This window comes from Enterococcus sp. C65 (assembly GCF_040887165.1).
Classification (GTDB): Bacteria; Bacillota; Bacilli; order Lactobacillales; family Enterococcaceae; genus Enterococcus_B; species Enterococcus_B hirae.
On sequence record NZ_JBFOFG010000002.1, the window covers coordinates 1 to 23,962 of the forward strand.

The following is a 23,962-nucleotide window of genomic DNA, read 5'->3' on the forward strand; positions in this document are numbered from 1 at the left end:
TTAAAAGTTTTTTTGACTTCGTTTTTCAGAAGTGTTTCAGCAACTCATTTATCATAACTCGTCGTTTGTTATTTGTCAACAACTTTTTTTGAAGTTTTTTTCGATAGAAGCAAGCTTCGTAAGCTGTCGTTTTTTTACGACTCAGTTATCTTATCATGGTGTGATCCCTCTGTCAACAGTTTATTTTAACTATTTTCACTAGCGATCTTTGCTCTTTCGAACAAATAATAATATACCAACAGCAAAAATAAAAGTCAATAAGAAAAAAGCTGTTTTATCAACATTTTTAGCGTAATCGATCGTTCTAATCCTATAAGTGAGAAACGTTCGCTTTTAACATGTTTTTCATTAATGATAGCCTTCTCAGCATTGCGATTGTTCAGTTTTCTATTAATGAGCCACTTCACTTAGCTCTTACCTTCTAAAATTTTCCTTAACAAAGTGTTGCTTTTATCTATTTAGACATTTTTTTGCTAGAATGAATAGTAAATAGTATCATTCTAACTCTGGAGGAACAATCTATGAAAATATTAATTGCTGATGATGATAAAGAAATTGTTGAATTACTAAGTATTTATGTTCACAATGAAGGATACGAAGCTGTTAAGGCTTATGATGGGAAAGAAGCATTATCAAAGATTCGAACGATACCTGATATTGAGTTATTGATTTTGGATATTATGATGCCTGAAATGGATGGCATGCAGGTCGTTAAAGAATTACGAAAGGAATCGCAAATCCCGATTATCATGTTGACAGCAAAAACAACCGATATGGATAAAATTAAAGGGCTTGTTGCTGGTGCTGATGATTATGTTACAAAACCATTTAATCCTTTAGAAGTTATGGCACGCGTAAAATCTTTGCTTCGTCGAACAAAAATGCAAATCACACCGGATCAACCGGATATATTAGAAGTAAACTCTTTGATTATTAACAAAGATTCCCATGAAGTAAAAACAATTGATGGGAAAGAGATTCAGCTCACAGCATTAGAATTTGGGATTCTATACTTATTAGCAAGTCATCCTAATCGTGTGTTCAGTGCAGATGAAATCTTTGAGCGTGTATGGAAACAAGAAAGTATTGTTTCCGCAAAAACTGTTATGGTCCATGTTAGTCATTTGAGAGATAAGATCGAAGAAGCAACTGGTGGAGAAAAAGTCATTCAAACCGTTTGGGGAGTGGGCTATAAAATTGATGCAAGATAAAAAAAGAGGAACAGAAAAACGGCGACGAATCAATCTAACTTCTAAGGAAATCAGTGAGTTATTAGCAGAAGGTATTATCACCGTGATTCTCCTTCTACTATTAAATGTTGCGATTTTGGTTGTCCTTACTTCAATAATTAGTAGTTCCCCTTCATTGACTAATGCGATTTGGGATTCAAAAAATATTTTTGCTCAACGATTGAATAGTGATTTATTTTGGAACGGCCGAAATTTTCTGATTCCCCTTTTCTTTCTTTTAGATATCGGCGTATTATACTGGCGGTTGATCCGTCGCTACCGACAAATGCAACTACGTCATATTATTAGCGAGCTTCACTATATCGCTAATGGTAATTATGACCATCGGATCCCTTTTGAATTAACAGGTGATCTTAGTCGTGTAGTAACAAGCATTAATGGTTTAGTCGATAGTACAGTAGCTGCGATCGAAGATGAACGGAAAATTGAAAAATCAAAAGATGAATTGATTACTAATGTGAGTCACGATATCCGTACCCCTTTAACCTCTATTATTGGTTACTTAGGATTAATCGAAGATGGCCAGTATCAAACAAAAGAGGATCTTTTGAAGTATACCCATACAGCTTATATCAAAGCAAAACAAATGAAATTACTAGTGGATGATCTTTTTGAGTATACTAAAGTCAGACAACCAGCTGTTCCGGTCAATTTTTCGGCTTTTGATCTGATCCAGCTAATTGAACAACTAGCTGCTGATTTTGAATTAGAAGCATCAAAAAAGCATATCCAAATCCTTGTATCATCACAGGTTCCATCATTAACTATGGATGGGGACACCGAAAAACTAGTTCGTGTCTTTAATAATTTACTGACGAATGCTTTAAAATACGGCAAAGGCGCTACAAAAATTGTCATTGAAGTCGAAAAAGTTGGCTCAGAAGTCGTTGCGACAGTAAAAAACAATGGAGCTATGATTCCTCGAGAATCAATTGATAATCTTTTTGACCGCTTTTACCGAGTAGAAGAGTCTCGTTCACAAGAAACCGGTGGGACAGGTTTAGGTTTAGCCATTGCTCAAAGTATCGTTGCTTTACATGGTGGTTATATTTATGCTAAATCTGATAAACACTGGACTTCATTCATCATGCATCTTCCAATAAAAAGAAATGAAAAATTACCAATCAAAAGTCAGGAACATATTGACGAAAATTAAAATATCCGATATTCTTATTACAATCATTTCTATATATCATATCTATATAGCACAGAACCCAGTACATTTTATTTTTTTCAAGAGAGCTGATGGATGGTGTAAATCAGCAAAAAATAAGTTGGAAGTTCCAGTTCTTTGATGTGTACCTTTCGAAATAAGAAAGGTCGGTAAAACAGCCGTTATCTGTTAACAAGAGCAGCATATTTATATGTTGAACTCGGGTGGTACCGCGAATGTTAGACCGATTCGTCCCAAGATAATTGAGGGATGGATTGGTCTTTTTTTTATTATATTTAAGGAGGAATTGCAATGTTAGATGTAAAAATGATGCGTCAAAATTTTGATTATGTCCAAGAAAAATTAATGACTCGTGGGGTCAAAAAAGAAACCTTAGCTGAATTTATGGAATTAGATGAAAGTCGTCGAAAATTACTTGTTAAAACGGAAGAATTAAAAAAATATCGTAATGATGTTTCAGCAGAAATTGCACAATTAAAACGGAACAAAGAAGATGCAACAGCTAAAATCAATGAAATGAAAGAAGTTGGGGGCAACATTAAAGCCCTTGATGAAGAAGTAGCGCAAGTAGATGAAAAGTTACATCAAATTGCGACTACCTTACCAAATTTACCAGATGATTCTGTACCTGTTGGAAAAGACGAAGAGGACAACGTGGAAGTTCGTCGTTGGAACACGCCTCGTAATTTTTCATTTGAACCGAAACCACATTGGGAAATCGCTGAAAACTTAGGTATCTTAGACTTTGAAAGAGGGGCAAAAGTTTCTGGAAGTCGTTTTGTTTACTATAAAGGATTAGGCGCTCGCTTAGAACGTGCCGTTTATAACTTTATGCTAGATCAACACATCTATGAACATGACTATACAGAAATGATTACTCCTTATATCGTAAATAGTCGGGCTATGTTCGGAACTGGGCAATTTCCTAAGTTTAAAGAAGATGTTTTCCAATTAGAAGATACAGATTTGACATTGATCCCAACAGCGGAAGTTCCATTAACAAACTATTACAACGATGAGATCTTAGATGGGCAAGATTTGCCGATTTATTTCACTGCTCTCAGTCCCGCATTTCGTTCGGAAGCAGGGAGTGCCGGCCGTGATACCCGAGGATTGATTCGTTTACACCAATTTAATAAAGTAGAAATGGTCAAATTCTCTGATGCAGAACATTCTTATGATGAGCTAGAAAAAATGACAGCCGATGCTGAAGATATTCTACAAAAATTACATTTACCTTACCGTGTAGTAGCATTATCTACTGGAGATATGGGCTTCTCTGCTGCCAAAACATATGACTTAGAAGTATGGATCCCTGCACAAGAAACATATCGTGAAATCAGCTCATGTTCAAACTGTGAAGATTTCCAAGCACGACGCGCAATGATCCGTTACCGTGATGAAGACGGAAAAATCCACTATGCTCATACACTGAATGGTTCAGGACTTGCAGTCGGCCGAACTGTCGCAGCGATCCTTGAAAACTACCAAAATGAAGATGGATCAGTGACTGTTCCAGAAGTATTAGTTCCTTACATGGGAAATTTAAAAGTGATAAAGTAGACCACCTTGTCTTATTTATATAAAGAGGTCATGAAATAAGCGGTCAGCTCCTCGCTTATTGTTGAGGAGTTGCTTCTTGAACGCCGTTTATTCGTTTTTAGAGATACTAGAAGAGCCTGAGACAAGTTTTGTCCCAGGCTCACTAATCTTAATATGTTTATTTTCTTTTTAAAAAGGACTATTGCCCCACTCTCTTCTTGTTCAGAAGTTCTGTAATTTACCGGCTTTTTTATAATTTTCTTATAATTATAGAGGTATTATGCCCACCAAAGCCAAAACCATTTGAAAGAATAATATTTGCTTGATGATGAATTTTATTATTGGGAATATAATTCAAATCACAATCTTCATCGGGTTCTGTCAGGTTAATAGTTGGTGGTAAAATATTATACTCCATCGCTTTCAAGCTAATCACTGCTTCAATGCCTCCTGCTGCACCTAATAGATGTCCTGTTGAGGACTTTGTAGAGCTAATCAATAATTGTTCAGCATGCTTTCCAAAAACCTTTTTGATTGCTCGACTTTCACTAATATCTCCAACTTTAGTACCTGTTGCATGCGCATTTATATAATCAATTTCATTCGCACTAATTTTCCCCATTTCAAGTGCTTTTTGGATGGCACGACTGGCTCCTTCTGAATGAGGTGTAGTCATATGATAAGCATCTGAAGTCATCCCGTATCCGATAATTTCACCTAAAATTTTCGCTCCGCGTGATCTTGCATGTTCGAATTCTTCTAAAAAAACGATCCCAGCTCCTTCTGACATGACAAAGCCATCCCTATTTTTGTCAAAAGGTTTCGAAGCTAAATTCGGTTGCTCATTCCTCGTAGATAAAGCTTGCATTTGGTTGTACCCAGCAAAAGCAATAGGTACAATCGAAGCTTCTGCTCCACCTGCAAGTATTGCTTCACTTAGCCCATATTTAATTCTAAGAAATGCTTCTCCTATCGCTTGATTTCCCGAAGCACAAGCTGAAATAGGACACAAAGTCACATCTTTAAATCCAGTCTTAATTGATACGAAACCTCCCGCTATATTGCCTATTGACTTAGGAACTACTAAAGGAGAAACACGATTACTTCCTTTCTTTTCCATAATGTTTTGATTTTCAATTAAAGAGTGAATACCACCTATTCCTGTACCAATCATAACGCCACATTTTTCCAAATCAAAATCCTTATGATCAAAACTCGCTTCAGATAGCGCTTGCATAGAACTGATTACTGAAAAATGAGTGAAACGATCTGTTCTCTTGATCTCTTTTTGATTAAGATACTGGTCAATCGCATAATCAGAAATAACTCCACCAATCCTTGTTTCTAAATTACTAAATTCCTCTGCTTCTATCTTTTTTATCCCCGAAATACCATTACTCACATTTGTCCATAACTCTTCTGCATTTTTTCCAGAAGAAGAGATAGTTCCCCTTCCAGTTATAACTACTCTTTTTATCATCTTATAAACTCCTTACTATCATAAAATAACAAAATATAAATATAACTCAGATATATTCTAACATATTAAAAAATCTTAACTATATAGTAATTTAACTAAAAAAAACAAAAATTTGTTATTAAAACATAATTTTTTTAATAAATTTATCGTAAAAAATGCTTATTAGCTCCTTAACCGCTCAACTTCACAGGGGTTTAAATTTATACAACAGCAGCTTAGTGGTCACTCTTATTTGGATATTGAGCAAAAACAACATAGTCAGACGAAAAAAAGTCATCAATCTTAAAATTTAGAAAAACAAATTTTAAGATTGACGACTTTTTTACTTTAAAAACAATGCTCTAAGTATTCTACTTATTTCGAATATTCACTTGACTCCTAAAGCGGAATATGTTGAGTCTTTTTCCCTTAATTGATTAAGATTCTACTGAATAGTTAGGTGCTTCTTTTGTGATTTGGACATCATGTGGATGGGATTCTTTCAACCCATTGCCACTCATTTGGATGAATTGTGCTTCGTCACGCAATTGTTTCAAGTTGCCTGCCCCAACATAACCCATACCAGATTTTAATCCACCGATCATTTGGAAGATAATATCCGCAACGCTTCCTTTGTAGGCCACACGTCCTTCGATTCCTTCTGGTACTAATTTATTCGCTTCATTGACGCTACCTTGGAAATAACGATCTTTTGAACCTTTTTCCATTGCGCCCAATGAACCCATACCACGATAAGTTTTAAAACGTCGGCCTTGGAAAATCTCAAATTCACCTGGAGATTCATCTGTACCTGCCAACATACTACCTAACATGACGGCATGCCCTCCAGCAGCTAATGCTTTGACGATATCACCTGAATATTTGATTCCGCCATCAGCAATAATTGCTTTGCCATATTGTCGTGCGACAGAAGCAGCATCATAAATTGCTGTTAATTGTGGTACACCTACACCGGCAACCACACGTGTTGTACAAATTGATCCTGGTCCGATACCGACTTTTACGACATCCACACCCGCATCATATAATGCTTTTGTTGCTTCCGCTGTCGCTACGTTACCGGCAATCAAAGTAGCATCTTTAAAGGTAGAACGAATTTCTTGGATTTTACGAATCACTCCAGCGCTATGACCATGTGCTGTATCAATAACGATCGCATCTGCTCCTGCTTCCAACAAGGCACCTGCACGCTCAAATGTATCACTTGTTACACCAACAGCAGCAGCTACAAGTAGACGTCCATGTTCATCTTTGGCAGCGTTGGGAAATTCAATCACTTTTTCAATATCTTTGATTGTGATCAATCCACTTAAACAACCATCGTTGTCAACGATAGGTAATTTTTCAATTTTATGTTTTTGCAATATTTTTTCTGCGTCTTTTAGAGAAGTACCGACTGGGGCTGTTACTAAGTTTTCTTTGGTCATCACATCATTGATTTCCATATGATAATCAGTTACAAAGCGCATGTCACGGTTCGTAATAATACCAACAAGTTTTCTGTTTTCTAAAGTCTCAACGATCGGTACACCGCTAATTCGATATTTGCTCATCAATTCTTCTGCATCTGCTACAAGATGTTGCGGTGTTAAGAAAAATGGATCAATGATCACACCACTTTCAGAACGTTTGACTTTGCGCACTTCGTCTGCTTGTTGACTAATTGTCATATTTTTATGAATAACACCTAATCCACCTTGTCTAGCCATCGCAATAGCCATCTTACTATCAGTTACAGTGTCCATACTTGCACTGATGATCGGGATATTCAACTTAATATTTTTTGCTAATTGTACACTCATATCCACTTCGTTTGGTAACACGTGACTTTCTGCTGGTATCAGTAAGACATCATCGAAAGTAAACCCTTTTTTCGTGAACTTTGTTTCCCAGTTGGACATTTTTAGTACCACTCCTCTAGTTTTTAGTTTATCTATTAAAATAATCGATTTTTTCTATTAAGTCAACCGTCTTCCCATAATCCGGACTGTTTCTAAGAATATCCTTATTATAAGCGCTTCCATTACAAGTCATATATGGTTAATAACGAGAAACTCTTTTAAGAGAAGCTACTGATTAAATTTACCAAGTTTCTCAAATCTTTGTTCTTTCTGTTTTAACCATTTCTCCATAAAAAATGAGAGACCACTATTCAAAACAAACAACTGTTTCAAATAATGATCCCTCATCATTGATATACATCGAATCGTACTTTAACGAATTATCTTCTAGGTACAGATAAACTTCCAACGATTCCATATTTTTTCTTCATGTAATAACGCAAAGCTAGTGCAGCAGCCCCAATAATGATGATAACTACTGGATCTAACAACGGATTCAGTACTGGAGGAAGAAGTGTGGTAGCGGAAAAGGCAACCACCCAGACCAATGTAGTTCCAGTTAAGATCAACAATGTTTTACCCATACCTGGCTTTTTACTACGATCTGCTCCCGGATACTCATATTGATAAATGTATTTATACATCAGGTAAAATACCCAACCACCAACAGCTGATCCAAAGACCAAAGTTGTGATTCCATAAGCTGGCGTTGTTCCACGTGAAAACAATCCGGTAATAGCAATCATGATACTCAACAAACCTAATAACAGGAATGTATTGTCTAGCCACATCAATAGTGGTTTAGAATTTACCTTTGCTTCAACTGGTTTGTTGATAATTGCTTCAGTTCTTTCAGAGACAGTTCCAAATAATTGTCTGGCTGTTTTTCCACCTTTTTGTTCAGACACTAAGGTTGGAAGGATGTCATGAAGTGCTTTTACCTTTTCCTCTTCGGATAGATTAGCTGCTTCTAAAGATTTTTTTAAGTCAAAAATATATTGTTGGTTTCTTTTAGTTAATTTTTCTTCTAATTGATTGTTTTCTTTTACAATTTCACGTAATTGTTCTGATTCCATGATCTAAATAGTCCTCCTTAGCCGCTACTTTAACGGTTGTCACAAAAGACATTCTAACATACTATACGTATCGTTTGATAGCCCTTTTATACATTAAAACGGAATAACATAACGTCGCCATCTTGGACTACATAGTCTTTACCTTCTAGACGAACACGGCCAGCTTCTTTGGCAGCATGCATATTTCCATAATGATCTAGATCTTCAAAAGAAACAGTTTCCGCACGGATAAATCCACGCTCAAAGTCTGAATGGATAATCCCAGCTGCTTGAGGTGCTTTGATGCCTTTTTTAAATGTCCAAGCCCGAACTTCTTGTTCTCCTGCTGTAAAGTACGTAGCTAATCCTAGCAAATCATAAGCTGCACGAATTAATTGATCTAATCCAGACTCTTCAATTCCTAAAGCTTCTAAGAATTCTGCTTTATCTTCTTCGTCTAGTTCAGCAATTTCTTCCTCTGCACGTGCGCTGACTACGATAACTTCTGCATTTTCTTCGGCAGCAAAATTACGTACAGCTTGAACGTAGTGATTCGTATCGCTATCTGCTACTTCATCTTCTGCAACGTTTGCTACATATAAGATTGGTTTGGTAGTCAATAAAAACAATGATTTAACGATTTTTTGTTCTTCGTCTGTAAATTCGATAGAGCGAGCTGAACGTCCTTCTTCCAGGACTGGCTTGATTTTATCTAAAACAGCCAATTCAGCAACTGCATCTTTGTCTTTCGTTTTTGCGATTTTTGCTACTCGAGTATAGCGTTTAGTGATCGATTCCAGATCTGCCAATACTAATTCTAGATTGATCGTATCAATATCCGCTAATGGGTCAACTCGTCCTTCAACATGTGTGATGTTGTCATCATCGAAACAACGGACCACATGACAAATCGCATCAACTTGGCGGATATGACTTAGAAATTGATTTCCCAAGCCTTCCCCTTTACTTGCACCTTTAACGATTCCTGCAATATCCGTAAATTCAAATGTTGTTGGCACGGTTTTTTTAGGATGAACAAGTTCAGTTAAGCGTTGTAAACGCCAATCGGGAACTTCTACCATTCCTACATTCGGATCAATGGTTGCAAAAGGATAGTTTGCTGCTTCTGCTCCAGCTTTGGTGATTGCGTTAAATAAAGTTGATTTACCAACATTGGGTAATCCAACAATTCCAGCAGTTAATGCCATAGATTTATTCACTCTTTCTCTGCATTTTTTTCAAGTACTTTTTTTAATTTTTTCTCAAATTCTCGACGAGTCATCATAACGATGTGCCCGCAATTGACGCATTTGATTTTGATGTCCGCTCCCATGCGGATGATTTCCCAACGGTTAGTCTGACAAGCATGAGGTTTTTTCATTTCAACAATATCATGTAAGTCGTACATAAAAGTCCCCTCCTTTAGTCATTTCTCTTAAGAACGGTTCCCACGTCTTTTTTGATATTCATATAGTGATCGTAAAAATTAAGGTTGATTGGTCTGAATTGAACGCTTCTTTCCTATTACTTATTCTTCATCGAATTGAATATTAAGGATATCAAGGATTCTTGTCAAATCATTTTGCGAAAGGTACTCAATTTCAATCTTTCCTTTACCGTCTTTTTCTTGGATAGCAACACTTGTACCAAACTTATCCATCAAGCGGTCTTCACTTTCACGTATATAATAAGGCTTTTCTTTTGCTAATCGAGGGATTTTCTTTTTTTCTTTCCCATCGTTTTGATTTAATTGCGAAACAATTTGTTCCAACTGACGAACCGTTAGATTCTCCATAACTGCTCGATTCGCTAATTTTAGAATCAAACTTTTGTTTTTTAGACCTAATAAGGTACGAGCTTGTCCCATCGATAATCGTTGATCTTGGACCATTTCCTTCACTAAATCAGGTAACGTTAACAGACGGAGATAGTTTGCGATATATGGACGACTTTTACCTAAACGTTTCGCCACTTCTGCTTGCGTAAGTTTAAGATTTTTCATCAGCATATCATAGGCTTCAGCTTCTTCTAATGGATTCAAGTCTTCACGTTGCAAGTTTTCCAAAACAGCGACTTGCATCATTGCTTCTTCATCAAAGTCACGAACAATTGCAGGGATGGTCGCTTTTTCTGCTAACTTAGAAGCTCGGAAACGACGTTCACCAGCAATGATTTCATATCCTTTTACTGCCGAACGACGGACGATAATCGGTTGAAACACGCCTGATTGCTCAATGGAGTTTGCCAATTCTTGAAGCGAGACTTCTTCAAATGTTTTACGTGGTTGATAAGGGTTAGGGCGTAATTCGTTTAGTGGTAATTGTACAACTGTTTCATCTTCAACATCCACAGTTTCTAAATTCTCTAAATCTTGAAATAACGCATCGATCCCTCGTCCTAATCCTTTACTTTTCTTCACGGTTAACCACTTCCTTTGCCAATGCTTGGTAAACTTCAGCTCCTCTAGAACGTGGATCATAATCAATGATCGGCATTCCATGACTTGGTGCTTCTGAAAGACGAATATTTCTTGGAATAATCGTTTCATAGACCTTCTCACGGAAATACTTTCGGACTTCTTCCACGACTTCATTTCCTAAGTTCGTACGTGCATCATACATTGTAAGTAAGACGCCTTCAATCTCCAATTCTGGATTGAAATGCTTTTGAACTAAACGAACTGTATTGAGTAATTGACTCAATCCTTCTAATGCATAATATTCACATTGCACTGGGATCAGAATAGAATCGCTAGCTGTAAATGAATTAATAGTCAAATGACCTAATGAAGGTGGGCAATCAATCAGAATATAATCATATTGATCGTTCACTTCGGCTAAAGAACCTTTCAAGCGAGACTCTCTGGCCATCATTGAAGTTAATTCGATTTCTGCTCCTGCTAATTGAAGAGTGGCAGGCACAATACTCAAATTTTCATGTTCGGTAACAAGAGTTGCTTCGGCAATCGGTAGCTCATTGACTAAGACATCATAAATATCTTGAGTAACATCTGGTTTTCGAATACCGACACCACTTGTGGCATTGCCTTGTGCATCCATATCCACTAACAAGACTCTTTTACCAAGACTAGCTAAGCAAGCACCTAAGTTAACAGTGGTCGTCGTTTTACCTACGCCACCTTTTTGGTTTGCAACAGATATTATTTGTGCCATCTCTTCTCCTCCTACTTGATTGGTTGCTTATTTGGCATACCAGGTTTTCTTGGGTATTTTTTCGGGGTGACTTTCTTCTTTTGGATTACCAAAATATGTCGCTTGTCAGATATTTTCGGTAATTCTATCGCATCTTCTTTGATAAACTTTCCCCCTAAGATTGCGATCGCATGCTTGGCTTCTATTAGTTCTTCTTCGCTTTTTGCAGCTTTCAGTGCATAAAAGTATCCTTCTTGTTTCACTAGAGGCAAACATAGTTCTGCTAAAACATTCAATCTTGCTACAGCGCGAGCAGTCACTAAGTCAAATGAAGCTCGGAATTGAGGATTTTGACCAAATGTCTCGGCACGATCGTGATGAAGTGCCGCTGTGATACCAAGTTCTTTTGTTAATTCCGTTAAGAAATTGATTCGTTTATTCAGTGAATCAACGATCGTGATCTGTAAGTTAGGAAACGCAATTTTCAGTGGGATACTCGGAAAACCTGCGCCTGAACCTACGTCGCAAAGTGAAAGAGGCTGAGAAAAGTCCACCTCAAAAGCTAACGTTAATGAATCATAGAAATGCTTCAAATAAACGTCATTTTTTTCCGTGATGGCTGTTAAATTCATTTTTTCGTTCCACTCAACTAACCACTGATAGTAACGTTCAAATTGACTCATTTGTTGATCAGATAAATGGATGTCTTTATCTGCCAATGCTTGACGAAATTCTTCTGGTGTCATAATTAATCCTTTCATTGTGAAACAGCAATTGTTTCACGAAATCTCTTTTTACTTTAACGCAAAATGAACCGAGTTGCAATCTTTCTACCGGTAAATTTATAGGAGGTTTTAAAAAATTAAAAAGGAAGCACTAGGAAGTACACATCCTTCTATATGTAAGTAATTAAAAAAAATAAATGCCTTAACTAGGTTATCTCTAATTTTTAACGCTAGTTGATTTTTTATTCAAATTTAAACAAAAAATGAACACATATCAAATGTATGGGTTAAAAAAATCAGCTCGTCTTTGATTCTTACTTCAAAAACGAACTGGTTTTTTTATTGTATATACTTATATTTATTATTTTGTCTCTAATTTTCTTCGCACAACATTGAGATAGTGCTGTAACCCAACGGTCATGACCCATGCAGCACCTAAACCAATAAAACTTCCGATCACGATTCCCAAAAAGCGATATTCGATCAAGGATATCAAGTAGGCCCCACGAATTAGTGTCGATAACATCAGTGCCATCGGATTAAGAAAAATGTTGGCAACCGCATAATTTCTAGCAACCAAAAATTGTGAGATACCGTAAAGAAAAGTGATCAGAAAAATCGTTTGTAACTGAGTAAATGGTACAAAGGATAAAACAGCCGACACACATAAGCCCCCCATGGAACCAATCAAATATTGTACTTGCCGATGTTTCATTGCATCCAAATTCTCAGCTAAAAGAATAGAAGCACAAGAAAGAGTTAACCAGTAAGGATTGTGCAACTGCAATCCGTGACTAATATAGACGGAAAGAAATAAAGCAACACTGTAGAAAACAGAATCAATAATCACTAACGGTTCTTCTTGGAATCTCTCTTTTAAAGAGATTTGTTCAATGGCTTGTTCTGGACGTGAATCAAGTAACTTGGTGATAACTGCAGCGATCAATGAAAACATGACCCCCATGAAAAAATAAAGAGAAACCATTGGCAAATGATCAATCGGTAACTGCATACTTGTTCCCATCGCCGAAAGCATCGCAAAAAATAAGCCACCTGGTTTTGAAATATGGAACAACCGCAAAATAAACCGGCTGGCAAAAGCCACTACAGCTACAGCAAAAGGTTCCAACCATAAAACATAGGTTGATAACATTCCTAATACAAAAGCAAATAAAAGTCCACAGCCAATGAAAAACATGCGCTTAATTAAATGTTTCATGGGTATATTTTGATAATAGAAAAAAGTAAAAATCCCTAATGAAGAAAAACTTGAAATCAAGAAATTCTGGTTTATGTATCCTAACCATAGTACGATAAAAATCAATAGCATAAGGTTCATGATACGAAATGGGTTATCTTGAATCTTATTAAAACGAAAATAAGTTTTGAACAACCAATCGCTCCTTTCTTCTATCTTTATTTAGATGTTGAGGCTCCAATGTTTCGCTCTCGTTTCTATCAACATCATTTAGTATAACAACAATTTCTTTATTTTTCATAAAAAATAAGTGGGGGTTGAGACAAAAGTGTTTAGCATCAAGAAAGAAGAAAGAATTTCCAGAAATTGACAGAAAACACAAACACTAGTTTCTGCTGTTGATTGTTACCTACTTGATGCTTCTCAAATTTTTGGCTCAATCTATAAATAGGAGGGACTCGAGAATTACGAGGTAATTTCCCATCAATTCTAGCTCAACCTACCCAATTGAATTGTGTCCTGAAAAAAGGAGATTTACGCCATCAAAAAATGGACAAAAAGCAAAATACTTCCTGTCCATTGATGGTGCTAAGATTTCTCTTTACTGGTATCGTTGCTAAAAAGACGAAAAAACTATCTTCTAGAGATTCCAACAGGAGTATCTAGCTCTAAGAAATAAGCCGGAGAATCCAAAAATAGTTCCTCCTATTTTTTGAAATCTTCGGCTAATTTCTTAGAGCTACTTATGGAAAACCGTAAATCAGAGGTTTTCCACTTTCGCAATCTTCCCTTGTTCGATGTAGACCATCAAAATACTTAGATCAGCAGGGTTTACACCACTGATACGGCTAGCTTGAGCAATGGTTTCTGGTTGGATTTTTTGTAGTTTTTGTTTTGCTTCTGTAGCCAATCCATTAATTGCTGCGTAGTCGATATTTTCTGGTATTTTTTTGGCTTCCATTCGTTTTAATTTTTCTACTTTTTCAAGTGCTTTTTTAATGTATCCTTCGTACTTGATCTGAATTTCAACTTGTTCAATTTCTTTCGCTGTCAATGCTTCATTTTCCGGAATAAACAACATTAAATCGCTGTAGCTAATTTCAGGTCGCTTCAAAAAGTCACTCGCTAAAACCCCGTCTTTTAATGGCGCAGCATTGATAGTTGCCAAAAATGCTTGGACTTCTTCTGTCGGTTTGATCCGGACAGTCATCAAACGTTTAATTTCTGCTTCAACAGCAGCTTTCTTTTTCAGATAAGCTTGGTATTGGTCTTCTTTGACTAAACCTACTTGGTGTCCCATCTCCGTCAAACGTAGATCTGCATTGTCATGACGCAATAATAAACGATATTCAGCACGTGAAGTGAGCAAGCGATAAGGTTCATTGGTTCCTTTAGTCACTAGGTCATCAATCATAACACCAATATAACCGTCACTGCGTTTGATGATCAAAGGCTCTTTTCCTTGGACTTTGAGCGCTGCATTGATTCCAGCAATCAGCCCTTGGCCCGCTGCTTCTTCATAACCACTAGTCCCATTCGTTTGACCTGCAGTATAAAGGTTTTCGATGACTTTCGTTTCGAGCGTTGGACGTAATTGATGGGGTTCGACAACGTCATATTCGATCGCATATCCCGTACGCATCATTTCAACTTTTTCCAGTCCTGCGATAGAGTGTAGCATATCCACTTGGACATCTTCTGGTAATGAAGTCGATAATCCTTGAACGTATACTTCTTCCGTATGCAAGCCTTCTGGTTCTAAAAACAATTGATGTCTTGGTTTATCTGCAAAACGTACGATCTTATCTTCAATCGATGGACAATAGCGAGCGCCCACACCTTCAACGATTCCAGTAAACATCGGTGCACGATGCAAGTTATCACGTATGATTTTATGAGTCGTTTCACCGGTATAAGTCAACCAGCAAGATTCTTGTTCTAAGTTGTACGCACTATCTGGCGTGCTAAAACTAAAATGATTTGGTTCTTTATCGCCAGGTTGCTCTTCAGTCACTGAATAATCAATCGTACTTGATTTAACCCGAGGAGGTGTTCCTGTTTTGAAACGATCAATCGCAAAACCTAATTCTTTTAGATTATTAGCTAATCCAACAGAAGGTTGTGAATTGTTGGGTCCAGATGAATACTTCAATTCTCCGATGATGATTTCACCTCGTAAAGCTGTGCCAGCAGTAATGACGACAGCTTTCGCTTGGTAGCAAGCGCCAGTTGATGTCACCACACCTCGACAAACACCCTCTTCGACGATTAATTCTTCGACGATTCCTTGACGCAACGTCAAATTAGGTTCTTTTTCTATCGTATGCTTCATTTCTGCGGAATAAGCATGCTTGTCTGCTTGCGCTCTTAAAGCACGCACAGCAGGACCTTTTCCTGTGTTTAACATTCTCATTTGAATGTACGTTTTATCGATATTTTTACCCATTTCGCCACCAAGAGCATCGATTTCTCTCACTACGACACCTTTTGCTGGTCCTCCGACTGAAGGGTTACATGGCATGAACGCTACCATGTCTAGATTGATAGTTAGTAATAACGTTTTTGAGCCCATTCTGGCTGCAGCCAACGCTGCTTCTGAACCAGCATGTCCTGCCCCTACAACGATGACGTCATAAGTATCTGCTTGATAATGATTCAAGTACATTTCCTCCTTTTATTTTCCTAAACAGAATTGACTGAATAATTGAGTGATTAATTCATCTTGTACACTGTCTCCAACGACTTCCCCTAAGTAGTCCCAACAGCGTGTCATATCGATTTGAACAAGATCTACAGGCATACCTGCTTCAATCCCAGCAACTACTTCTGCTAATGAAATTGATGCTTTTTCAAGTAGAGCAATATGTCTGGTATTTGATACATACGTAGCATCTCTTTCACCGGTTTGCCCACCAAAGAATAAATCAGCGATAGCTGTTTCTAATTGATCTAAACCATCATTTTTAGCCACAGAAACGGCAAACACCGGTTCATCTTCTAACCATTGATCAAGTTCTTCTTTTTCTAACTTTTGCGGCAAATCTGTTTTATTTAAAAGTACAATCCGTTTCAAACCCTTAGTAGCTTCTAAAAGCTGCTCGTCTTCTCTGGTCAGTGGCTCACTTTGATTCAAAACCAATAAAATCAAATCCGATTCAGATAATGCTTTTCGACTTCTTTCTACCCCGATCTGTTCAACGAGATCTTCTGTTTCGCGGATTCCAGCTGTATCAATTAATTTCAATGGTACACCACGAACGTTCACGTATTCTTCGATGACATCTCGTGTCGTTCCCGCAATATCTGTTACAATTGCTTTTTCTTCTCGCAATAAGTGATTCAACAAGCTTGATTTTCCGACATTTGGACGACCGATGATAGCTGTACTTAATCCTTCACGCAAGACTTTTCCTTGTTTCGATGTAGCAAGTAAAGCTTGGATCCTTTGTTGGATCATCGTCGCTTTTTCAAGCAATAATCGTGTAGTCAATTCTTCCACATCATCGTATTCAGGATAATCGATATTGACTTCTACTTGTGCTAATGTTTCTAAGATCTCTTGTCTTAATGAACGAATCAACGAAGAAAGATTGCCATCTAATTGATTTAAAGCTAAGCCCATTGCTTTGTCCGTTTTCGCCCGAATTAAATCCATCACGGCTTCTGCTTGAGAAAGATCTACACGACCATTTAAGAAAGCTCTTTTTGTAAATTCTCCAGGTTCAGCTAGTCTTGCTCCTTCTCGTAATAGCAGTTGTAAAATTTGATTTACGACTACGATCCCACCATGACAATTGATTTCAACGACATCTTCACGAGTAAATGTTTTAGGTGCTAACATAACAGAAACCATAACTTCATCAATGATCTGTTCATTCTTCGGATCAGTAATATGCCCATAATGAATCGTATGACTAGGTACTTCCAATAAGCTTTTCTTGCCACAACGATAGACTTTATCTGCTAACGCTACCGCTTGGTCTCCACTAAGTCGAACAATACTGATCGCTCCTTCTCCTGGTGGGGTAGAAATTGCAGCAATCGTATCAAATTCTAAAGTAATTTCAGCCATTTTTTCACTCCCTTTTTAATTTTACGCACAAAAAAAGTGCCCACTTCACCCTTTACAATAAATGGTGAACTTCGCACTTTGACTGCTTGTCCATGATTAAATTCTGAACATAGGTTATCATATTTAGTTACAAGACACAAGTATTGAAAATAGAGAACTCTGACAACTTCTTCTTTTTTACAATATCGTAAAAATTTTTTTCATTTATACATTCATTCTGATTTGAGGATATTGTACATTCTTTTTATTTCATCCTTTGTATCGTCGCGTTCCTTTTCACGACTATTCAACATAAAAAATAGCCATTCAAAACAAATCGCTATCTCATCTCAGTTCTACAAAAAAACACACGAAGGCTAACCTCCATGTGCTTTTTCTATCAAAGTAAGACTACTTAAGCATCGTATACTCCGATAAGAATGATTTCTAATAAAATATACTTTGTTTAAAAAAGTTTGTCAATGTGATTCCTAAAAACAACCACGCATATCAACCTTTAAATTTTGCTTTTTCCTCAATATAACCGATCTTCTATGAATGATTAAATGAATTTTCAACTATAGGATAAAACGACATTTATTTTATCCCTATTCAGGAGGGTTTACCTCTATCTTTCTAATCCAGAACTTGATATTTCCAATCCAGAGTTTGGTCTTTCTGTTTTTTTCTTTTTTGAAACTTTTTTATTTATAGTATTAATTCTTTTCTTAGCTTCAGGACTAGATTTTGATTCATTTTTATTTACAGCAGCAACTTTTCTCAGGTATTCTTCACCCGTTTTTCTATTATGTAACTCGTTTTTAACATCTTTCTGATTTATAAGAAACTGGTTTGTAAGCACGTCTCCAACTTTTTCTCCAGCTTCATTTACAACATCTATTAACAATTCTTTTTTTACTATTTTCATGCTTGGCGTCTCTTGCGCCAATTCTTTTTTATTTTTAAGAAAAAACGCGTAATTCTGATCAAGTAAATCACTATAACTCTGGTTCTTGACCTCATCTTTAGCAACTTTTAGCAGCATTTCATCCATACCCTCAATTTGTTTACATTGATCATACTCTTTGTCTTTAATAATTGCCTTAGTTTTATAACCTAGTGTATATTTGAATGCTAATCCTATATTTTTTACGATACATGCCCCTGTCATTTGTGACCTTGCAACATAATTTTCAAACTTACATTCTGATGCATGATGATGAAGCTCTTTTAACGGAAATTCTGTTGTCTTATGAAAAAACAAATTATATTTATCTTGAAAAAAGCTTCCAAAGCTCACACCTTCTTTTCGGGACAAACTTAAAAAATCTCGCCATGTAGGAGCATATCTTCCTATACGAACAGCTTTTGAAATGGCTTCTATGTTTTCTTTTGATTCTTCAAACTCATATACATAGATTGATTTTAATTGTTTGGTATCCAGATCTACCCACAATTTTTCTACTGCTGCGAAACTCTCTACAAATTCTGCTTTATCCTCCTTACTAACGCCTTTCCAAAGGTCTAATTTCTCTTTATCGGAAAAATCATTCCAGTTTTCCCATTGATAAAACGACGCTATTTTATTTAAATGCTCAAGAGAAATTTTTCCATCAACATTTGGCGCTTCATTAGGTACAAGTTGACCTCCTTTATTACAAACGCGCACTTTAATTTTATTGTCTTCTTTTTGAATAAGCAGGCTGACACTATGAACATCGCCTGCTCTTCGGTTATACATGATTGGTATAACTAAAAAACTATCCGGATCATTATTTACCAAGTCTTTCATGCATGGCTTAAAATATTTGTTATCGTAACTACATCCTATACTACCGTTTAAAGAGTTTATTAAGTTCTTTCGTTCTCTACCATTTTCTGTAAACTGTTCAGGATTTTTTTCAACTACCTTTTTATACAAATACATATACTCTATAAGGTTATCATATTTTACTCCAGCCTCATTATCCAGCATATTGGAAGTCCAATTCCATTTTTGATTAAAGACATGCGACATTTCTGCAAGATACTTTTGTTCATTTTTTACATATTTTTCACGAGCTTTTTCGATATCTTTTATCATTTTTTTTCTTTTTTTCTCTTCCATTTTTCCCTTCCTTTTCCCCCAGTCGTATTCACAGTAACATAGATTATTTTGGAGAAAGAAACTTTTTTTTAGAAAACAGAGAAAAAAAGATTTCTTGCAAAACACAACAAAAATAAAGTAGCGAAAAAGTAATCAGTTTACTTTTTCGCTACTTCATTGATTTAAACTTCTCTTATTTATCAAGCATTATTTCATTAACAAGCATTTGTTAATGAAGCAAACTCTTTTAGTGTTTATAATCGTTTTTTTACAGGTTCTACTACTAGATAACGATAAGGCTCGTCTCCTTCAGAATGAGTTTTCACATATTCATTCTTGCTTAATGCCGCATGGATTTGTTTTCTCTCAAATGCCGGCATTGGTTCTAAGAAGACTGGTTGACCGGATTTAATTGCTTTTTCGGCAGTACGATCTGCTAAGCGTTGAATGATTTCTTGTCTTTTTTCACGATAATTACCAACGTTTACTACTACAGATAGTTTATTTTTAGCAACACGGTGAATGAAAACTTGTGCTAAATACTGTAAAGCATTTAATGTTTTGCCGTGTTTGCCAATTAAAATCCCTTGTTTTTGTGTATCTAATTGAAAAACGACGGTATTTGCTTCGCGGGTCATTTTTACTAAAGCTGGCGCATCTAATTGCTTGGTAATATCCGTGAGATAGACTGCTAATTCCGTTAAAGCTGCTTCATCGCCTAATTCACTGGTTTCTACTTCTTCTGGTTGGTCTTCTGTGAAGACTTCAATGGTTTCAGTTTCTTCTATCGTTTTTTCTAAAGGTTCTTCTAAAACTTCTTCTACCGTTTCTTCAATTGCTTCTGAAACAGTTTCACTAATTGAAGGTTCAATCTTAAGACGAGCATTCTTACGCCCGATCCCAAGAAATCCTTTCTTACCTTCATCTAGTATCTCAATTTCAACTTGCTCTTTATCCAATCCTAAATCGTTTAAACCAAGTTGGATTGCTTCATCAATTGTCGCAGCTTCATAAATCGGCATTAGCATTCCCTCCCTTATTTTTTACGTTTTTTCTTCGGACTCATGGCTTTTTTCAACGCACGTTCTTTTTCACGAATACGTTGAGCTTCTTCTTCTCGCTCTTTTCTAATCTTAAATGGATTATTGATTAGTAATGTTTGAACGACTTGGAAAGCATTAGATATTACCCAATATAATGAAAGACCACTTGCTAAGTTGACCCCCATAACTAAGATCATCACAGGCATCACAAAATTCATGATCTTCATTGATGCATTTGATTCAATTTGACTCATGCTACTTAGATACGTACTTGCAAAAGTAAATACCGCAGCAAGGATCGGTAAAATAAAGGTTGGATCTGCTGTTCCTAGATTTAACCATAAAAAGTTTCCTTGTTTTAATTCAGGCACACGTGAAATCGATTGCCATAACGCCATCAAAATCGGCATCTGTACTAACAACGGTAAACAACCAGCATATGGGTTCACATTATTTTCCGCATATAAACGTTGTTGCGCTTCACGTAACTTACTTTGTGTCTCAGGATCTTTTGAACTATATTCTTGTTGTAGTGCTTTTAATTTTGGTTGAAGTTCTTGGGTTTTTCGCATACTCTTGGTTTGAAAATGCATCAACGGCATCAAGATCACACGAATGATCAAAGTGAATAAAATAATCCCAATCCCTGCATTTCCAAATGACAATGCCTTGATCGCTTCTGCAAAATAATAAACGATGTAGCGATCCCAAATTCCTGTGCTTTGTGCACTTACTTCTCCAGTTCCACAACCGGATAAGACAACGACTAGACTGATAATGCCTGCCATCAAAAGTAAACGTTTGTATTTCTTCACTTACTCTTTTCCTCTCTATCGATTATTTTTGCAAGTTTTAAGACATGGACTAGATTGGAACGAATCTCATCGTAAGTTAGTCCCTTGACACTTGGTCTTGCAATCACGATAAAATCCAATTCCGGATCGATCTGTTCTTTTACAGAATAGACCGCCGCACGAATCTTACGTTTTACCTCATTGCGACATACTGCATTGCCCACTTTTTTACCTACTGAAAGCCCGACACGAAAATGTGGCTGGTCTTTTTTTTCTAAGCGGTAAACGACAAATTTACGATTAGCAAATGACGTTCCTGTATGGAATACGTTTTGAAACTCTCGTTCTTTTTTGACTCGATACGCTTTTCTCATTCGTTTTCTTTCCTTTTCTATCTTTCACTTACGTCCATAATCATAACATATTTCTCTTTATTCTTTCAGCTTTTCCCTAAAAAAGGGCATAAAAAAAACCACTGAAACCCCAGTGGCTTAAGCTGAAAGAACTTTTCTTCCTTTACGGCGACGGCTTGCTAAAACACGACGGCCATTTTTAGTACTCATACGTTTACGGAATCCGTGAACTTTTTGACGTTTACGTTTATTTGGTTGGTATGTTCTTTTCATGTATTCCACCTCCAAAATTTCTTATCTACTGTTAAAACACAGACATACTTTGATAGTATAACGACAATCAAGGTAATTTGTCAATATAAAATGAAAGGAAACTTCTGGATTTATGCATTCTATTTTTCCACAGTTTAGTTTTTTTTCGTGTGATTCGTTTGTGGAAAAAGTTATACACAAGATTTATCCACAATTATTTTTTAGGGTTTTTTACACAGAATAAACACCTGTAAAAAAAGTAATCCACAAACAGTCATTTATCTGTGAATTGAATGCTTAACTCCTTGATAAACAAAGATTTTTTATCCACAACCTACCTGGGATTTCTGTCTTTAAAACACACTTATCCACCTGTTGATTAGTGATGTGGATAAGTATTTTTCCTCGTTGTGATTTTTTTTGTTTTTTTCTCTCTTAATTTTGTGGATAATCTCAAATAAAAAATTTTTTCTGCTCTTTCTGTGGAAAACTATATGAAAAAATGATAAATTAGTACTAGTTATTCACTTTTTAATGAAGGAGGAAGCCTTATATGGTATCCCTCGATGCTTTATGGAACGAATTAAAAACAACTTATCAAAAGGATCTCTCACCTGCGAGCTATAATACTTGGATCGAAACCGCTCATCCACGTTCATTGGATCAGAGTCAATTAGTCGTCGAAGTACCAAGTAAAATTCATAAAGAATATTGGGAAAAGAATCTAACAACCAAAATTGTTGAAGTTGGTTACATGCTAACTGGAAAAGAGATCATTCCAAGGTTTGTAACTGGTGAAGAGGTGGAGCAAGAAGTCGTCGAAGAAATCAAAAGTCCTAAAATACCTGTTGCAAATCCAATAAAGAAGGCGATGTTGAACCCAAAATATACATTTGATACCTTCGTTATCGGTAAAGGAAACCAAATGGCTCATGCGGCAGCTTTAGTCGTTGCAGAAGACCCTGGTTCCATTTATAATCCTTTGTTCTTTTATGGTGGTGTCGGCCTTGGTAAAACCCATTTGATGCATGCTATCGGACATCAAATGTTGTTAAGCGAGCCTGATGCAAAGGTCAAATACGTTAGTAGTGAAACATTTGCCAATGACTTTATTAACTCGATCCAAAATAAAACTGCAGAGGAATTTCGCCAAGAATACCGAAACGTCGATCTTTTGCTGGTCGATGATATTCAATTCTTTGCTGAAAAAGAAGCAACACAGGAAGAATTTTTCCATACTTTCAATGCACTCTACAATGAAGGAAAACAAATTGTATTGACGAGTGATCGTTTACCAAATGAGATTCCAAAATTACAAGAACGTTTGGTTTCACGTTTTGCGTGGGGATTGTCAGTTGATATCACACCACCCGATTTAGAAACGAGAACTGCGATTTTACGTAAAAAAGCAGCAGCCGAACGTTTGGAAATACCCGATGATACCTTGAGTTACATTGCCGGACAAATTGATTCAAACATCCGTGAATTAGAAGGAGCACTCGTTCGCGTTCAAGCATTTGCTGCGATGAATAGTGAAGATATCTCAACTAGTTTAGCTGCAGATGCACTGAAAACACTAAAATCTGGTAAAGGTCATCCACAATTATCTATCTTACAGATCCAAGAAGAAGTCGCGAAATATTATCATATTCAGTTAAAAGACCTAAAAGGAAAAAAACGTGTCAAATCAATCGTTGTACCGAGACAAATCGCTATGTACTTAGCAAGAGAGCTAACGGATAGCTCTTTACCAAAAATTGGTGCTGAATTTGGTGGGAAAGACCATACAACAGTGATTCATGCTCACGAAAAAATCCAGCAATTAATGGAATCAAGTGTCAGCATGCAAAATGAAGTATCCGAAATCAAAAATTTCTTATTAAATTAACTTTGAAAAACGAAAAAACGCTTTGTGGATAAAATCAAAAAAAGCCTAAAAGTTATACACAGATTTTCCACAGCTGTT

At 36.4% G+C, this 23,962-nt stretch carries 20 protein-coding genes and 1 other annotated feature; of the genes, 4 read left to right on the forward strand and 16 right to left on the reverse strand.

Annotated features, from left to right (window positions below):
• Positions 1-521 precede the first annotated feature (521 nt).
• From AB3I12_RS02090 to serS, 3 genes are all read left to right on the forward strand, one after another.
• On the forward strand, positions 522-1,211 hold the full coding sequence (locus AB3I12_RS02090; RefSeq protein ID WP_010736768.1) for a response regulator transcription factor: 690 nt from the start codon (positions 522-524) through the stop codon (positions 1,209-1,211).
• On the forward strand, positions 1,198-2,406 hold the full coding sequence (locus AB3I12_RS02095) for a cell wall metabolism sensor histidine kinase WalK (protein ID WP_025480278.1): 1,209 nt from the start codon (positions 1,198-1,200) through the stop codon (positions 2,404-2,406). The genes AB3I12_RS02090 and AB3I12_RS02095 overlap by 14 nt, the downstream gene beginning before the upstream one ends.
• A gap of 38 nt (positions 2,407-2,444) precedes the next feature.
• Positions 2,445-2,663: a binding site (T-box leader), on the forward strand.
• 52 nt (positions 2,664-2,715) lie between these two features.
• Positions 2,716-3,987, forward strand: a complete 1,272-nt coding sequence (serS, locus tag AB3I12_RS02100; RefSeq protein WP_053766574.1) for a serine--tRNA ligase — start codon at positions 2,716-2,718, stop codon at positions 3,985-3,987.
• Positions 3,988-4,216: 229 nt separating this feature from the next.
• Here serS and fabF read toward each other — a convergent pair whose 3' ends face one another.
• From fabF to rpmH, 16 genes are all read right to left on the reverse strand, one after another.
• A complete protein-coding gene (fabF, locus tag AB3I12_RS02105) occupies positions 4,217-5,446 on the reverse strand; it encodes a beta-ketoacyl-ACP synthase II (RefSeq protein WP_094940640.1) in 1,230 nt (409 codons plus the stop codon).
• 416 nt (positions 5,447-5,862) lie between these two features.
• Positions 5,863-7,347 carry an IMP dehydrogenase gene (guaB, locus tag AB3I12_RS02110; RefSeq protein ID WP_010720519.1) on the reverse strand — a complete coding sequence of 495 codons (1,485 nt, stop codon included), beginning with the start codon at positions 7,345-7,347 and terminating at the stop codon, positions 5,863-5,865.
• Positions 7,348-7,667: 320 nt separating this feature from the next.
• Positions 7,668-8,363: a DUF1129 domain-containing protein gene (locus tag AB3I12_RS02115; RefSeq protein ID WP_010720518.1), complete on the reverse strand. Its 696-nt coding sequence runs from the start codon at positions 8,361-8,363 to the stop codon at positions 7,668-7,670.
• Positions 8,364-8,449: 86 nt separating this feature from the next.
• Complete coding sequence (gene ychF / locus AB3I12_RS02120; RefSeq protein ID WP_010720517.1) at positions 8,450-9,550, reverse strand: redox-regulated ATPase YchF; 1,101 nt, start codon at positions 9,548-9,550, stop codon at positions 8,450-8,452.
• Between the two features lie 8 nt (positions 9,551-9,558).
• Complete coding sequence (locus AB3I12_RS02125; protein WP_010720516.1) at positions 9,559-9,750, reverse strand: DUF951 domain-containing protein; 192 nt, start codon at positions 9,748-9,750, stop codon at positions 9,559-9,561.
• Positions 9,751-9,870: 120 nt separating this feature from the next.
• Positions 9,871-10,761, reverse strand: a complete 891-nt coding sequence (locus AB3I12_RS02130) for a ParB/RepB/Spo0J family partition protein (protein WP_010720515.1) — start codon at positions 10,759-10,761, stop codon at positions 9,871-9,873.
• Entirely contained in the window at positions 10,748-11,515 is a 768-nt protein-coding gene (locus tag AB3I12_RS02135) for a ParA family protein (RefSeq protein WP_010736770.1), read from the reverse strand. The genes AB3I12_RS02130 and AB3I12_RS02135 overlap by 14 nt, the downstream gene beginning before the upstream one ends.
• An 11-nt stretch (positions 11,516-11,526) precedes the next feature.
• Entirely contained in the window at positions 11,527-12,240 is a 714-nt protein-coding gene (gene rsmG, locus AB3I12_RS02140) for a 16S rRNA (guanine(527)-N(7))-methyltransferase RsmG (protein WP_010720513.1), read from the reverse strand.
• Between the two features lie 340 nt (positions 12,241-12,580).
• Positions 12,581-13,612, reverse strand: coding sequence for an FUSC family protein (locus AB3I12_RS02145; protein WP_010736771.1), 1,032 nt, complete (start codon positions 13,610-13,612; stop codon positions 12,581-12,583).
• Positions 13,613-14,177: 565 nt separating this feature from the next.
• Entirely contained in the window at positions 14,178-16,076 is a 1,899-nt protein-coding gene (gene mnmG / locus AB3I12_RS02150) for a tRNA uridine-5-carboxymethylaminomethyl(34) synthesis enzyme MnmG (RefSeq protein WP_010720510.1), read from the reverse strand.
• A gap of 15 nt (positions 16,077-16,091) precedes the next feature.
• Positions 16,092-17,489, reverse strand: a complete 1,398-nt coding sequence (gene mnmE / locus AB3I12_RS02155) for a tRNA uridine-5-carboxymethylaminomethyl(34) synthesis GTPase MnmE (RefSeq protein ID WP_063627679.1) — start codon at positions 17,487-17,489, stop codon at positions 16,092-16,094.
• A gap of 607 nt (positions 17,490-18,096) precedes the next feature.
• Positions 18,097-19,575, reverse strand: a complete 1,479-nt coding sequence (locus tag AB3I12_RS02160; protein WP_081248848.1) for a hypothetical protein — start codon at positions 19,573-19,575, stop codon at positions 18,097-18,099.
• A gap of 233 nt (positions 19,576-19,808) precedes the next feature.
• The gene (jag, locus tag AB3I12_RS02165; RefSeq protein ID WP_063627680.1) at positions 19,809-20,576 is read right to left on the reverse strand and encodes an RNA-binding cell elongation regulator Jag/EloR; all 768 of its coding nucleotides are present in this window, start codon (positions 20,574-20,576) and stop codon (positions 19,809-19,811) included.
• Positions 20,577-20,590: 14 nt separating this feature from the next.
• On the reverse strand, positions 20,591-21,412 hold the full coding sequence (locus AB3I12_RS02170) for a YidC/Oxa1 family membrane protein insertase (RefSeq protein WP_010720506.1): 822 nt from the start codon (positions 21,410-21,412) through the stop codon (positions 20,591-20,593).
• Entirely contained in the window at positions 21,409-21,765 is a 357-nt protein-coding gene (gene rnpA / locus AB3I12_RS02175; RefSeq protein WP_010720505.1) for a ribonuclease P protein component, read from the reverse strand. Before rnpA ends, AB3I12_RS02170 begins: the two co-directional genes overlap by 4 nt.
• A 117-nt stretch (positions 21,766-21,882) precedes the next feature.
• Entirely contained in the window at positions 21,883-22,017 is a 135-nt protein-coding gene (rpmH, locus tag AB3I12_RS02180) for a 50S ribosomal protein L34 (RefSeq protein ID WP_002293121.1), read from the reverse strand.
• A gap of 532 nt (positions 22,018-22,549) precedes the next feature.
• Here rpmH and dnaA point away from each other — a divergent pair.
• Positions 22,550-23,884 (forward strand): chromosomal replication initiator protein DnaA, encoded by a 1,335-nt coding sequence (gene dnaA / locus AB3I12_RS02185; protein ID WP_010720504.1) that lies wholly within the window; start codon positions 22,550-22,552, stop codon positions 23,882-23,884.
• Positions 23,885-23,962 lie beyond the last annotated feature (78 nt).

Excerpts from the sequence above, each read along its gene's own strand:
- AB3I12_RS02090 (WP_010736768.1), top strand. The coding sequence starts at position 522 with ATGAAAATATTAATTGCTGATGATGATAAAGAAATTGTTGAATTACTA.
- serS (WP_053766574.1), top strand. The coding sequence starts at position 2,716 with ATGTTAGATGTAAAAATGATGCGTCAAAATTTTGATTATGTCCAAGAA.
- fabF (WP_094940640.1), bottom strand. The coding sequence starts at position 5,446 with ATGATAAAAAGAGTAGTTATAACTGGAAGGGGAACTATCTCTTCTTCT.
- guaB (WP_010720519.1), bottom strand. The coding sequence starts at position 7,347 with ATGTCCAACTGGGAAACAAAGTTCACGAAAAAAGGGTTTACTTTCGAT.
- AB3I12_RS02115 (WP_010720518.1), bottom strand. The coding sequence starts at position 8,363 with ATGGAATCAGAACAATTACGTGAAATTGTAAAAGAAAACAATCAATTA.
- ychF (WP_010720517.1), bottom strand. The coding sequence starts at position 9,550 with ATGGCATTAACTGCTGGAATTGTTGGATTACCCAATGTTGGTAAATCA.
- AB3I12_RS02125 (WP_010720516.1), bottom strand. The coding sequence starts at position 9,750 with ATGTACGACTTACATGATATTGTTGAAATGAAAAAACCTCATGCTTGT.
- AB3I12_RS02135 (WP_010736770.1), bottom strand. The coding sequence starts at position 11,515 with ATGGCACAAATAATATCTGTTGCAAACCAAAAAGGTGGCGTAGGTAAA.
- rsmG (WP_010720513.1), bottom strand. The coding sequence starts at position 12,240 with ATGACACCAGAAGAATTTCGTCAAGCATTGGCAGATAAAGACATCCAT.
- mnmE (WP_063627679.1), bottom strand. The coding sequence starts at position 17,489 with ATGGCTGAAATTACTTTAGAATTTGATACGATTGCTGCAATTTCTACC.
- AB3I12_RS02160 (WP_081248848.1), bottom strand. The coding sequence starts at position 19,575 with ATGGAAGAGAAAAAAAGAAAAAAAATGATAAAAGATATCGAAAAAGCT.
- jag (WP_063627680.1), bottom strand. The coding sequence starts at position 20,576 with ATGCCGATTTATGAAGCTGCGACAATTGATGAAGCAATCCAACTTGGT.
- rnpA (WP_010720505.1), bottom strand. The coding sequence starts at position 21,765 with ATGAGAAAAGCGTATCGAGTCAAAAAAGAACGAGAGTTTCAAAACGTA.
- rpmH (WP_002293121.1), bottom strand. The coding sequence starts at position 22,017 with ATGAAAAGAACATACCAACCAAATAAACGTAAACGTCAAAAAGTTCAC.
- dnaA (WP_010720504.1), top strand. The coding sequence starts at position 22,550 with ATGGTATCCCTCGATGCTTTATGGAACGAATTAAAAACAACTTATCAA.